The sequence below is a fragment of the Serratia sp. H1w genome, assembly GCF_000633355.1.
Classification (GTDB): domain Bacteria; phylum Pseudomonadota; class Gammaproteobacteria; order Enterobacterales; family Enterobacteriaceae; genus Chania.
Window position 1 is genome coordinate 1 of sequence record NZ_AYMQ01000045.1, and the last position, 13,171, is coordinate 13,171.

Below are 13,171 nucleotides of genomic sequence, written 5' to 3' on the forward strand. Positions count from 1 at the left end.
AAGAAACCCGGTACGGTTCAGATCGCCTGAACAGAACGCTTCACTACGGCTATGACGTGGAAGGTCATCTGCTCAGCCTGGATAACGCCAACGGCGGCATCTATCGCTTTACCCGGGATGCAGAAGGCCGCTTGCAGGAAGAACAACGTCCGGATGATACCCGCTACGGTTACCGTTTTAATGCTGATGGGCAGGTTACCGAAGTTGTGCAGCGTGGTACTACAGACGACAAAGGGCACCGACCGGAGAAAGTTAGCCAACTGACCTACGATGCGCAAGGCCAGGTGATTGTGCGCCAGACTCAGACCGAACGGGTAACGTACCAGTGGGATGCGATGGGCAGCTTACTCAGCGCCAGCCGTACGCCTACCGAGCAGGGTGAGAAACTGGGTATCCAGCCCAATACCGTCACTTTTGAACGGGATGCGCTGGGGAGGATGACCAGGGAGCATAACGGCGTCGAGGCACTCACCTACCAGTATGATGCATTGGGCAACCTGATCACGCTTGGCCTGCCGAACGACGACCAGTTCCACTGGCTGCACTATGGCTCTGGGCACGTCACCGCCATCCGTTTCAATGATCAACTCATCAGCGAGTTTGAGCGCGATGCGCTGCACCGGGAGACCAGCCGTACCCAAGGTACACTGACGCAACATCGTCGTTATGACCGCCTGGGCCGCCGCCAGTGGCAAACCAGTATCAGCAACCGCCTCACAGATGCGCTCACCTATCCAGAGCAGGGAATCTTGTGGCGAGCCTATTATTATGATGAGCTGCACGAACTGGCGGCGGTGGAAGACAACAACCGGGGCATGCTGAGTTACGGCTATGATGTTGAAGGGCGGCTGCGTAGTAGCTATTCGGCACAAACCGGCCAAACCGCAGTACATTATGACCAGGCTGACAACGCGCTGATACTGCCGATGCAGACCCCGGAGAATTCGGCGTACGTCCGTGGCAGTGAACCTTATCAGGACAACCGGCTGACACGCTGGGAGCGATGGCAGTATCAGTATGATGCCTTTGGCAACATGGTGGAGCGGCGAAACGACGGTCTGGTCCAGCACTATCGGTATGATGCGGATAACCGTTTGGTGGGAGCCAAAGGCAGCGGGCCCAAAGGGCTGTTTGAAGCGCAGTATCATTATGACGCGCTGGGCCGCAGGTCAAGCAAGGTCGTTACCCTTCGTCAGGAACGGCATGAAACCCATTTCTTGTGGCAGGGGTTGCGGCTGTTGCAAAGTCGCACTGACGATAATCAGCAAACCTACTGCTACGACCCGAACGAAGCCTACACGCCGTTGGCCTGTATTGAAAAGCATTACACCGGGGACCGGTTGTACTGGTATCACACCGATCTGAACGGTTCACCACAGGAAGTGACCGACGCGCAGGGCGAGATGGTCTGGTCGGGGCAGTATGGGATATTTGGGCAGGTCACCCGGCAGACCGATGCCATGTGGAGCAACCTCAGCAGGCCGTTGGGCAGATTCAGCCAGCCGCTGCGCTACGCTGGGCAATATGTGGATGAAGAGACCGGGTTACATTACAATACTTACCGGTATTATGCGCCTGAGGTAGGGCGGTTTATCACGCCTGACCCGATTGGTTTGGCCGGTGGGCTGAATCTTTATCAGTACGCACCAAATCCGCTGAGTTGGGTCGATCCGCTTGGTTTGAGCTGTAAGCCGAACCATAAATCGGGTATGAGCACTAAAAAGTATGGGCATGCACGAAATCGACATGGCTCCCAACATAGTGAACAATCGATGAGGGATAGAGCAAGGTCTACTGGCAATCCTCAAGGTCACTTTAGTGATAATAGAATGATCGAAGAGGCATTCGAGAAGGCTCCAATAACACCAGGTGTTCATGACGTTAAAGTATCGCAGTCATCAAATGTTTACTATCCAAATGGAGCGACGAAGGACACATATATAGTCAAAGTGATTATAAGTGAAAACAAAGGGCCAGTTACAGCCTATCCTTATGTATTAGGAGATTAAAAAATGCAGGTAAAGTTAAGAATAAATGAAAAAAAAGTTGAGTTAGATGAGTTTTTAGATGAGGAGGAAATGGAGTTGTCGCCGTTTCATTTTTCACTTATAGAGCTGTCACAGTATGTCAATGGCTATATTGATATTGTGTTCAGTGAGGCCGAAAAAATAACTTTGGACTTGTTTTCTGATTTCTCAGTGTGTTTTGATGATATCGTTGACTGTATAAAATCTGCGAAACTATCTTCTAAAAAGAAAGAAACAATATGGTTTTGTGAGCAAGGTTCTGATTTTTACCTAGATTATGAGGTGGAAGGAGATATTATGGTGTTATCTTTTAGGAAAGGAAAGGGGGTCGGAATGATAAATAAAAATGTATCTGACTTCACGGTAGAGGTTAATAAGTCGGAGTATATCCACCATTGGATGAAGATCTTTGAGGAGTTAGCTAGACTATTCGAAGCTAAGCTTAATAGAAAAAACGCGTTACCCTTTTGAAAGGATTATTCATCCTGCCGCAGTGCTGCGACAGGGTTTTAATGATTATCAATCTGAATTTACGTTAGTGAAATTGTTTTTCTCGATAACATGATTTATAGAAAAGTAGCTAAAGAGGGCCATGAAAACTGTGAATATACAGCCGCTTATTATGAATGTAATAAAGCTTTTTAAGCTATGCTCTATAGGTGATGTCATCATTGAGTAAAGTGCTGAGCAAGTTACACCAATAAACATCAATGTTGCGTAATTAAAGAATTTTGCCAAAATCATTTTGTGTCTAAAGTTTGATGGTTTAATTAGTACGGTAGTAGGTGAGTGAGCAAAGGTTTTTTTAATAAGCCATAAAACAAGGATGATAGCTAATAAATGAATGAACCAATCTGGTGGAGAGTTAGGATTCACCACCCTATCAATTATTGAGTATACCATGGCACCCAAAAGAGACATGCTTAATGCGCTCAGATATCCTTTCATATGGTGGTAATGAAATTTATTATCCTCGTTGATTGGTACTAGGTATTGTTTTAGCATTATAACCTCTTCCGTGTTGAGATAATTACTAGGATATATTTATATTATCGTGAGTGAATTTTCAAGTTTATTTTTTTATACTGAAAGTTGCAAGAAAAAGCATTAGGGGTACTTGGTGAGAGTTACTCAATTATCAATATTAAATAGCTCCTTTTTTATCATGTGATTGATTCTCTTATTTGACTCCTGTGTTCGAGCATCAGACACCGTGATATACCGGTACAGGGCGAAGAGTCGCCGTGAAACTATCCCACACCTGGACCTCTGAAGTCGCAATGCGCATCCCCTTTTTTCTGAGTATTGCCACATCGGCGGCGATCCGCTGCATACCAAACCAAAACAGACCATCCAGCGCCGTTACCGCCAGCCCGTTTTCCAGCGCCTGTTTAAGCCTCTCGCGCGGCATTTTTATTTCTTTGGCAATCTCCCGGTAAGGCGCTGCGGTATCACCTGACGCTTCTTCTCGGCGAATGCGAGTAGACAGACAGTATTGAAATTCATCCGGCACCTTACTCAAATCAGCCTTTACGCTGTAAACACAGCCAAAGCGCTTGCCGTTAAACAAGACGTTTTTCTGGCTGAGTTGTAGTTCATCTCGCAACCCGGCAATCAGTTGTGGGGCGCGCACCAGCAGCAAACGAAAAGGCAGCTCAAAGCTGGTGACATAATCCACATTCAGCAAAGCGATGCGCAGACGCTCGATACTTCCAGCTTGTCCCAGGCGGCATTCTTCGATGACTTCAGCCCACTGCTGCGTAATGCGCGGTGTTTGATTAACTTCCGTGAAGCTGTATTTTTCAATCTGGTAATCAATACGTTCGACCATGCTAGTTTCCCTTCACCTACCCATCGGTGACTTTATCAACAGCCTACGATAACCGGAAGTCAATTTGTTGATGGTAGTGAGGTGGCGCACAACGCCCGGCGCATATACAAGGCAGGCGCTATATGCAGTCATTCCGCAACGTAGGGAATGCACCGTACCAACACAGGTCTGCCTACAAAATAAACGCTATTCGTGTAATGAGCTTCAACATGGTTCTTTGGCATACTAAACGCATTACAGCGTTGTAAGTCAGATTAAAACGGAGGCGATATGACAGATGTGAATCTAACATCATCCCCGGCAGGCGAATTTGTCATGTTCGCTAGTGGCGATGGAAGAGTTCGCGTTGAATGCCTTTTTGAATGCGACACTCTTTGGCTATCTCAGGCAATGATGTGTGAGCTGTACGGCAAAGCTAAAGCAACCATTAGCGAACACATCAAAAATATCTTTGAAGACGGCGAACTGGTCGAAAATTCAGTTGTTCGGTTTTACCGAACAACTGCCAGTGACGGAAAAAACTATCAGGTTCAATATTTTAGTTTGCCGATGATACTCGCCGTTGGCTACCGTGTCCGTTCCACCCGAGGCACCCAATTCCGCCAGTGGGCCACCCAAACGCTTCAGGAATACCTGATCAAAGGGTTCGTGATGGACGATGAGCGGCTTAAAAACCCGCCCGTTGGCTCATCCGCTGTGCCCGACTATTTCGACGAGATGCTCGAGCGCATCCGCGATATCCGCGCCAGCGAGCGCCGGGTGTTTTTGCGGGTTCGGGAGATCTTTGCGCTAGCCGCCGACTACCAGCCCTCCCTCACAGAGACAACGCTGTTCTTTCAAACCATCCAGAACAAACTGCATTTTGCCTGTACCGGTCATACTGTTGCCGAACTTATCCATCAGCGTTCCGATGCCAGCCAGCCTCAAATGCCCCCAAACTCCAAATCATCTGGGGGCACCAGTAAACACCATTCCAACCACAACTCTTACATCAACGGCAGCAAACACTCATACAACTGCCGGAAAGTCTCCCGTCGCTCAGCATAATGCCGATGACGTTCAGCATCCGGCGTATGGACTTGTTCCAGCGGCAACGCGGGCAGCAGTTCCGCCAGCGAACGCTGCGGATTTAACGCAATCTGCGCCAACCGTGCCGCGCCGAGCGCCGGGCCAACATCCCCGCCGGTGCGGTATTCCAACCGCTGGCCGCTGATATCCGCCAGCATCTGCCGCCAGAATGGGCTACGTGCGCCGCCGCCAATCAGCGTAATGCTGATCGGTTGCAGGCCGCTGGCGTGCAACACATCCATGCCGTCGGCCAATGCGAAACCTACGCCCTCCAACACTGCACGGGCCAAATCATTCGGGCCATGCTGATGGGTCAGCCCCCAAAACACGCCTTTGGCATTCGGGTTGTTGTGTGGCGTGCGCTCGCCGGAAAGGTAGGGCAGGAACCACAGCGGGGCTTCCGCTGGTTCTGCCTGCTCGACGTTGTGTAGCAGCGTCGCAACGCTGTTTACATTGGTCAGTTTGCATACCCAGTCAAGGCAGGAGGCAGCGCTGAGCATCACCGACATCAGGTGCCAGGTATTGGGCAGCGCGTGGCAGAAGCTGTGTACGGCGCTGGCCGGGTTGCTGAGAAAGCCGTCGCTGACGGCGAAGTAAACCCCGGAAGTCCCGAGCGACAGCATTGCTTGCCCGGCTTGATACAGCCCAACGCCTACCGCACCGGCAGCGTTGTCGCCTCCCCCTGCCACCACCGGTACTGGCGGCATACCCCAGCGTAGCGCCAGTTCATTGTGGATCCGGCCGGTGATCTGGTTGCCTTCAAACAGTGCTGGCATGTGATCGCGCGTCAGCCCGCAGGCGGCCAGCATGTCGTCGCTCCAGTCGCGTTTGGCGACATCTAACCACATCGTGCCTGCCGCATCCGACATATCGCTGGCGAACTCGCCGGTGATGCACCAGCGCAGATAGTCTTTCGGCAGCAGCACCTTATCGATCTGGCCGAAGACTTCGGGTTCGTGCTGTTTTACCCACAGCAGTTTGGGTGCGGTGAAGCCCGGCATCATCAGGTTGCCGGTGATTTCACGCGATTTCGGCACCGACTGTTCCAACGCCTGGCATTGTTCGAAGCTGCGGCCATCATTCCAGAGGATGGCGGGGCGTAGCACCCGCTGGCGCTTGTCCAGTAGCGTGGCGCCGTGCATCTGGCCGGTCAGGCCAATGGCCTTCACCTGTTGCAGGGCGTGTTGTTTGCCGAGCGCCAGCATGGCGCGATCGGTCGCCTGCCACCAGGCCTGCGGATCTTGTTCAGACCACAGCGGCTGTGGGCGGGAGATGTCCAGTGTTTCACCGTGGCTGGCCAGCAGTTGGCCCTGCTCGTCGAGCAGGATGACCTTTACGCCGGAAGTGCCGAGATCGATGCCGATATACATAGGGGCTCCTTTTGCTGAGCGGCGGGGTTAGCCGCCGCTGCTTACCCATTAACCGAACAGGTAACGGTTCACCAGATTTTCATATTTCTCTTGATGCCCGCTGTGGTGCTGCGGTGCCAGATTATGCTGTTCGGCATACTTCGCCAAGGCTTCCAGCGGTAGTTTTCCCTGCAAAATCTGCTGGCCCAGCTCGCCGCTCCAACCGGCATAGCGCTTGGCCACCTGTTGGTGCAGTTGGCCGTCTTCGATCATTTTCGCGGCCACCTTCAGCGAGAGGGCCATGGTGTCCATTGCGCCAATGTGGCCGTAGAACAGATCGTATTTATCCGTGCTCTGGCGGCGGACCTTGGCGTCGAAGTTCAGGCCGCCGGTGGTGAAGCCGCCCGCCTTGAGGATTTCGAACATCACTAGTGCGTTTTCTTCCACGCTGTTCGGGAACTGGTCGGTATCCCAGCCAAGCTGTGGATCGCCGCGGTTGGCATCGACGGAGCCGAAGATTCCGAGCGCAATTGCGCTGGCGATTTCATGGTGGAACGAATGGCCGGCCAGCGTGGCGTGGTTGGCTTCGATGTTGACCTTGATTTCCTTTTCCAGCCCGAACTGTTTCAGGAAGCCGTACACCGTGGCAACGTCGTAATCGTACTGATGCTTGGTCGGTTCTTGCGGTTTAGGTTCGATCAACAGCGTGCCCTGGAAGCCGATTTTGTGTTTGTGCTCGACCACCATTTGCATAAAGCGGCCGATTTGCTCGCGTTCCTGGCGCAGGTCGGTATTCAGCAGGGTTTCGTAACCTTCGCGGCCCCCCCACAGCACGTAGTTTTCCCCGCCCAGTCGTTGGGTGGCGTTCATGGCGGTATAGACCTGGGTGGCGGCCCAACTGAACACTTCCGGATCCGGGTTGGTGGCTGCACCTGCACCGTAGCGTGGGTGGCTAAAGCAGTTGGCGGTGCCCCACAGCAGTTTCACGCCGCTGTTTTGCTGTTGTTCAGCCAGCACGTCGGTCATCACCGCAAAGTTGTTCAGATACTCCTTCAGCGAAGCGCCTTCCGGCGAAACGTCCACGTCGTGGAAGCAGTAGAACGGCACGTTCAGCTTGTGGAAGAATTCGAATGCCACCTCGGCCTTACGTTTTGCCAGCCCCAGGGCGTCGCCCGGCTGTTGCCATGGGCGGTCGAACGCGCCAACACCGAACATGTCTGCGCCGTTCCAGCAGAAGGTGTGCCAGTAGCAGGCGGCGAAGCGCAAATGCTCGGCCATGCGTTTGCCCAGGATGATTTCATCCGGGTTGTAATGGCGAAACGCCAGGGGGTTGTTGCTGTGGGTGCCTTCGTAGCGAACTTGTTCCAGCTGATCAAAATAAGATTGCATTCTCAACTCCTTGGTAGCGGGGCCCGGCTTTACGGGATGAGTTAATCCTAGGAGTTCAAACCGGCGGTCACAATTACGTTATTTCACACTCAAATTCAAAGAATTATTAAATGTGCGGTAGATCTCATATTGGAGGTTAATTTGCTTAAGCGGCTGTGTGTCGGGCATTTTCATTTGCAGTAGTAGAATTTTACATGGCTAAAACATGATCGCTATCATAAAACCAACATTAAACCAAAAATCATAATTGGTGGGTAAAAATCAGTAATTGCCCAAGTGCAAATAAGCGACAACAATCCGTTGGTCGTTAATCAATAACCGGCTGTTTCATTATTACCCCTACAACGCATACCCACTTAAACATTATGGGTTATATAAACAAGGTATATAAGATGAAATTAAAGCACCTGTTACTCTCCGCCTGCGCCATGCTGGTGTTGGCCAGCCAACCGGGATTCAGTAAAGAAGTTAAGATCGGCATGGCGATCGACGATCTGCGCCTGGAGCGCTGGCAGAAAGACCGCGATATCTTCGTTAAAAAGGCCGAGTCGTTGGGGGCGAAAGTGTTCGTCCAATCCGCCAACGGCAACGAAGAAACCCAGATGGCGCAGATTGAAAACATGATCAACCGCGGCGTCGACGTGCTGGTGATCATTCCCTACAACGGGCAGGTGCTGAGCAATGTGATTAGCGAAGCCAAGCGCGAAGGCATTAAAGTGCTGGCCTACGACCGGATGATTAACAACGCCGATATCGATTTCTACATCTCGTTTGATAATGAAAAAGTGGGTGAGTTGCAGGCGCAAAGCCTGGTGCAGCGCGTGCCGCAGGGAAATTACTTCCTGATGGGCGGTTCCCCGGTGGATAATAACGCCAAGCTGTTCCGCAAGGGACAAATGAACGTGCTGCAACCGTTGATCGACAGCGGCAAGATAAAAGTGGTCGGCGACCAGTGGGTGGACGCCTGGCTGCCGGAAAATGCGTTGAAAATCATGGAGAATGCCCTGACCGCCAATAACAACCACATTGATGCGGTGGTGGCCTCCAACGATGCGACCGCTGGCGGCGCGATCCAGGCGCTGGCCGCACAAGGGTTGGCGGGCAAGGTTGCGATATCCGGGCAGGATGCCGATCTGGCGGCGGTAAAACGCATTATCGCCGGTACTCAGACCATGACGGTGTACAAACCGATCAGCAAGCTGGCCGATGAGGCCGCCGATATTGCGGTCCAACTGGGCAGTGGTGAACAGCCGAAATCCAACGCCACTTTAAATAATGGCAGTAAAGAAGTTCCTGCCTGGTTACTGACGCCGATCTCGGTCGATAAATCCAATGTCGACAGTACCATCGTTGCCGATGGTTTCCATAAAAAAGCCGATCTGGATAAATAAATTAATACCATCGATCGGAGGGAATTATGCCCTGTTTATTGGCAATGAAGAATATCAGCAAACAATTTGGCGCGGTTAAAGCGGTTGATAATGTCAGCCTGACGCTCGAAGCCGGCCAGGTCATGTCTTTATGCGGTGAAAATGGATCGGGCAAATCAACCTTGATGAAGGTGCTGTGCGGGATATATCCGCACGGCAGTTACCAGGGGGAAATTTATTTTTCTGGCGAGTTGATTAGTGCTAAAACCATTCGCGATACCGAGCAGAAAGGCATTGCCATCATTCACCAGGAACTGGCACTGGTAAAACAGATGACGGTGCTGGAAAACATGTTTCTCGGTGCCGAGTGGGGCCGCTTTGGCCTGATGGATTTTGATGCCATGTACCTGCGTTGCCAACGGATGTTGGCGCAGGTCAAGCTGGCGGTGGACCCTAATACCCGCGTTGGGGAGCTGGGGCTAGGCCAGCAGCAACTGGTGGAAATCGCCAAGGCCTTGAATAAGCAGGTGCGTCTGCTGGTGCTGGATGAGCCGACCGCCTCGCTGACCGAAAGTGAAACCGCCACCCTGCTGGCGATCGTGCAGGATCTGCGTCATCACGGTATCGCCTGTATTTATATTTCGCATAAGTTGAACGAGGTGAAGGCGATCTCGGATGTGATCTGCGTGATCCGCGATGGCAAGCATATCGGCACCCGCCTGGCGGCAGAGATGAGCGAGGAAGACATTATCGCCATGATGGTGGGGCGCGAACTGACGGAGCTTTATCCGCAGGAACCGCACAGCATCGGTGAGGTGGTGTTGCAGGTCGATAACCTGACCGCCTGGCATCCCATCAACCGGCATATTCGCCGGGTCGACGATGTGTCATTCACTCTGCGGCGCGGCGAAATCCTTGGCGTCGCCGGGCTGGTTGGCTCCGGCCGCACCGAAACCATGCAGTGCCTGTTTGGTGCCTATCACGGCCGCTGGCAGGGCAGCATTACCCTGGAAGGCCAACCCGTGGTGATCAATAACTGTCGTCAGGCCATGCGTTATGGCATCGCCATGGTGCCGGAAGACCGCAAACGTGACGGCATCGTGCCGGTGATGGGCGTTGGCGCCAACATGACTCTGGCGGCGCTGGATGATTTTAGCGGTCCACTGTCGATGTTGGACGATGCGCGCGAGCAGGCCACCATTCAGCAATCGCTGGTGCGGCTGAAGGTAAAAACCGCGTCGGCGGAGCTGCCGATTGGCCGTTTGAGCGGGGGCAATCAGCAAAAGGCAATCCTCGCCAAGTGCCTGCTGCTGAACCCGAAAATCCTGATCCTGGATGAACCGACGCGGGGTATCGACATCGGTGCCAAATACGAAATCTACAAGTTAATCAATCAGCTGGTGCAGCAAGGTATCTCGGTGATCGTCGTGTCTTCCGAACTGCCAGAAGTGTTGGGGTTAAGCGATCGGGTCTTGGTGATGCATGAAGGGAAAATCAAAGCCGCGCTGGAAAACCGCAATCTGACCCAGGAACAGGTGATGGAAGCCGCGTTGAGGAGTGACAAATATGTCGAAAAACACGCAATCTGAAGCAAGTATGCCACCATTGGCGGAGAAAAAGCCGCTATTGCCGCTTAAATCACTCAATCTGCAAGTGTTCGTGATGCTGGCGGCGATCGTCATCATTATGCTGTTCTTTACCTTCACCACCGAAGGGGCGTATCTCAGCGCGCGCAATATTTCCAACCTGCTGCGCCAGACGGCGATCACCGGCATTCTGGCGGTCGGCATGGTGTTCGTGATTATTTCGGCGGAAATCGACCTGTCGGTCGGCTCGATGATGGGCCTGCTGGGCGGTGCGGCGGCGATCTTCGATGTCTGGCTCGGCTGGCCGCTGCCGTTGACCATCGTGGTGACGCTGCTTGCCGGTTTGCTGCTTGGCGCGTGGAACGGCTGGTGGGTGGCGTACCGCAAGGTGCCGTCGTTCATCGTCACGTTGGCCGGGATGTTGGCGTTTCGCGGCATCCTGATCGGTATCACCAACGGTACCACCGTGGCCCCTACCAGCGATGCGATGTCGCAGATTGGCCAGAGTTATCTGCCGGGCGGTCTAGGCTTTGGCATTGGCGCGTTGGGGCTGATGGCGTTTGTGGCCTGGCAATGGCGCAGCCGCAGCAAGCGCGTACGGTTAGGCCTGCCGGTGCCTGCGGCGGGTGGCAACGTTGCCCGGCAAAGCATCATGGCGGTGATCGTACTTGGCTCCATCTATTTGCTGAATGACTATCGCGGCGTACCCACACCAGTGCTGATCCTGACGGCGCTGATGCTGGCGGGGATATTTATGGCCAGCCGCACCGCTTTTGGCCGGCGTATTTACGCCATCGGCGGCAATATCGATGCGGCGCGGCTTTCCGGGGTGAACGTCGAGCGCACCAAGCTGGCGGTATTTGCCATCAATGGCCTGATGGTGGCGATTGCTGGCCTGATCCTCAGTTCACGGCTGGGGGCCGGTTCGCCTTCCGCGGGCAATATCGCCGAGCTGGACGCCATCGCCGCCTGCGTGATTGGCGGCACTAGTCTGGCGGGAGGGATCGGCAGCGTGGCCGGTGCGGTCATGGGCGCGTTTATCATGGCTTCGCTGGATAACGGCATGAGCATGCTAGACGTACCGACCTTCTGGCAGTACATCGTCAAAGGCGCGATCCTGTTGCTGGCGGTGTGGATGGACTCGGCCACCAAGCGTCGTGCCTAAATAACGCTAAGCTAGTTGGCGGTACCTCACAATTCTGGCCGGATTTTAACTGCTCACTGAAAGGCTATGCTATTCAGTGAGCACGTGGTTTTTCGGGGATAGGGCATGTTCGAGAAGCGTTTCCGTATTACGTTGCTGTTCAACGCCAACAAAGTCTACGACCGGCAGGTGGTGGAAGGCGTAGGTGAGTATTTACAGGCATCGCAGAGCGATTGGGATATTTTCATCGAAGAGGATTTCCGCTGCCGTATCGACAACATCAAAGACTGGTTAGGGGATGGGGTGATTGCCGATTTCGACGATCGTGAAATCGAACAACTGCTGCATAACGTGAAGGTGCCGATCGTCGGCGTGGGCGGTTCTTATCACCGTGAAGCGGATTACCCGCCAGTGCATTACATCGCCACCGATAACCATGCGCTGGTGGAAGCGGCTTTCATGCATTTGAAAGAGAAGGGCCTGAACCGCTTTGCTTTCTACGGCTTGCCGGTTGAGGGAGGCAAGCGCTGGGCACAGGAGCGTGAGCACGCTTTTCGCCAGCTGGTGGCGAAAGAGCAATATCAGGGCGTGGTCTATCAAGGCATGGAGACGGCACCGGAAAACTGGCAGTACGCACAGAACCGGCTGGCGGACTGGGTGCAGACGCTGCCGCAGCAAACCGGCATTATCGCCGTCACCGATGCGCGGGCGCGGCATCTGTTGCAGGTGTGCGAGCATCTGGATATCGTGGTGCCGGAAAAGCTGTGTGTGATTGGCATCGATAACGAAGAGCTGACACGCTATCTGTCACGCGTGGCGCTGTCGTCGGTGGCGCAAGGCACCCGCCAGATGGGGTATCGTGCGGCGAAATTGCTGCATCAGTTGCTTAATCAGCGCGAGTTGCCGTTGCAGCGTATTCTGGTGCCGCCGGTCAAGGTGATTGAACGCCGCTCTACCGATTTCCGCTCGCTGCGCGATCCGGCGGTTATCCAGGCGATGCATTATATTCGCCACCATGCCTGCAAGGGCATCAAGGTGGAGCAGGTCTTGGATGCGGTGGGCATGTCGCGTTCCAATCTGGAAAAACGCTTCAAGGATGAAACCGGCCAGACCATCCATTACGTCATTCATGAAGAGAAGCTCGATCGCGCCCGCATCCTGCTGACCACAACGTCGCTATCAATCAACGAGATATCACAGATGTGCGGTTATCCCTCGTTGCAATATTTCTACTCGGTGTTCAAGAAAGATGATGATATGACGCCCAAAGAATATCGCGATAAATATGGCGAGGTGGTGTGCTAGGTCAGTTGTTACGATGTCGTGATACCCCTCACCCACAGGGAGAGGGGACCGTACTTGCCACAATTTTACTCCTGCATCTGTCTGAGCACGGGCGCAGCATGC

The 13,171-nt window shown here is 53.4% G+C and carries 10 protein-coding genes and 1 pseudogene; 7 read left to right on the forward strand and 4 right to left on the reverse strand.

Annotated elements, in window-relative coordinates:
• The coding region (locus tag U869_RS0108635) for an RHS repeat-associated core domain-containing protein (RefSeq protein ID WP_025123973.1) at positions 1 to 2,009 on the forward strand (2,009 nt) is incomplete at its 5' end.
• Positions 2,010 to 2,012: 3 nt separating this feature from the next.
• Positions 2,013 to 2,498, forward strand: a complete 486-nt coding sequence (locus U869_RS0108640) for a hypothetical protein (protein WP_025119085.1) — start codon at positions 2,013 to 2,015, stop codon at positions 2,496 to 2,498.
• A 48-nt stretch (positions 2,499 to 2,546) separates the two neighbouring features.
• On the opposite strand, the gene U869_RS0108645 is transcribed toward U869_RS0108640, so the two are convergent.
• Positions 2,547 to 3,032: a hypothetical protein gene (locus tag U869_RS0108645; RefSeq protein WP_025119084.1), complete on the reverse strand. Its 486-nt coding sequence runs from the start codon at positions 3,030 to 3,032 to the stop codon at positions 2,547 to 2,549.
• A gap of 199 nt (positions 3,033 to 3,231) precedes the next feature.
• A complete protein-coding gene (locus tag U869_RS0108650; protein ID WP_025119083.1) occupies positions 3,232 to 3,858 on the reverse strand; it encodes a DNA-binding protein in 627 nt (208 codons plus the stop codon).
• A 270-nt stretch (positions 3,859 to 4,128) separates the two neighbouring features.
• Between U869_RS0108650 and rhuM the strand changes: the two are divergent.
• A pseudogene (gene rhuM, locus U869_RS0108655) lies at positions 4,129 to 4,788 on the forward strand (RhuM family protein); the annotation flags it as partial.
• A 56-nt stretch (positions 4,789 to 4,844) separates the two neighbouring features.
• Here the strand turns inward: rhuM and xylB are convergent.
• Both xylB and xylA read right to left on the reverse strand, forming a co-directional pair.
• Positions 4,845 to 6,296 carry a xylulokinase gene (gene xylB / locus U869_RS0108660; protein ID WP_025119081.1) on the reverse strand — a complete coding sequence of 484 codons (1,452 nt, stop codon included), beginning with the start codon at positions 6,294 to 6,296 and terminating at the stop codon, positions 4,845 to 4,847.
• Positions 6,297 to 6,344: 48 nt separating this feature from the next.
• Complete coding sequence (gene xylA / locus U869_RS0108665) at positions 6,345 to 7,664, reverse strand: xylose isomerase (RefSeq protein WP_025119080.1); 1,320 nt, start codon at positions 7,662 to 7,664, stop codon at positions 6,345 to 6,347.
• A 392-nt stretch (positions 7,665 to 8,056) separates the two neighbouring features.
• On the opposite strand from xylA, the gene xylF reads away from it, so the two are divergent.
• From xylF to xylR, 4 genes are all read left to right on the forward strand, one after another.
• Positions 8,057 to 9,055, forward strand: a complete 999-nt coding sequence (gene xylF, locus U869_RS0108670) for a D-xylose ABC transporter substrate-binding protein (protein ID WP_025119079.1) — start codon at positions 8,057 to 8,059, stop codon at positions 9,053 to 9,055.
• 26 nt (positions 9,056 to 9,081) lie between these two features.
• Positions 9,082 to 10,623: a xylose ABC transporter ATP-binding protein gene (locus U869_RS0108675; protein WP_025119078.1), complete on the forward strand. Its 1,542-nt coding sequence runs from the start codon at positions 9,082 to 9,084 to the stop codon at positions 10,621 to 10,623.
• Positions 10,601 to 11,785, forward strand: coding sequence for a xylose ABC transporter permease XylH (gene xylH / locus U869_RS0108680; protein ID WP_025119077.1), 1,185 nt, complete (start codon positions 10,601 to 10,603; stop codon positions 11,783 to 11,785). Before U869_RS0108675 ends, xylH begins: the two co-directional genes overlap by 23 nt.
• A 105-nt stretch (positions 11,786 to 11,890) precedes the next feature.
• A complete protein-coding gene (xylR, locus tag U869_RS0108685) occupies positions 11,891 to 13,069 on the forward strand; it encodes a D-xylose utilization transcriptional activator XylR (RefSeq protein WP_025119076.1) in 1,179 nt (392 codons plus the stop codon).
• The last annotated feature ends 102 nt before the right edge of the window (positions 13,070 to 13,171 follow it).

Coding starts and splice junctions, on each gene's coding strand:
- xylF (WP_025119079.1), top strand. CDS start 8,057: ATGAAATTAAAGCACCTGTTACTCTCCGCCTGCGCCATGCTGGTGTTG.
- U869_RS0108675 (WP_025119078.1), top strand. CDS start 9,082: ATGCCCTGTTTATTGGCAATGAAGAATATCAGCAAACAATTTGGCGCG.
- xylA (WP_025119080.1), bottom strand. CDS start 7,664: ATGCAATCTTATTTTGATCAGCTGGAACAAGTTCGCTACGAAGGCACC.
- xylR (WP_025119076.1), top strand. CDS start 11,891: ATGTTCGAGAAGCGTTTCCGTATTACGTTGCTGTTCAACGCCAACAAA.
- xylB (WP_025119081.1), bottom strand. CDS start 6,296: ATGTATATCGGCATCGATCTCGGCACTTCCGGCGTAAAGGTCATCCTG.
- U869_RS0108640 (WP_025119085.1), top strand. CDS start 2,013: ATGCAGGTAAAGTTAAGAATAAATGAAAAAAAAGTTGAGTTAGATGAG.
- xylH (WP_025119077.1), top strand. CDS start 10,601: ATGTCGAAAAACACGCAATCTGAAGCAAGTATGCCACCATTGGCGGAG.
- U869_RS0108645 (WP_025119084.1), bottom strand. CDS start 3,032: ATGCTAAAACAATACCTAGTACCAATCAACGAGGATAATAAATTTCAT.
- U869_RS0108650 (WP_025119083.1), bottom strand. CDS start 3,858: ATGGTCGAACGTATTGATTACCAGATTGAAAAATACAGCTTCACGGAA.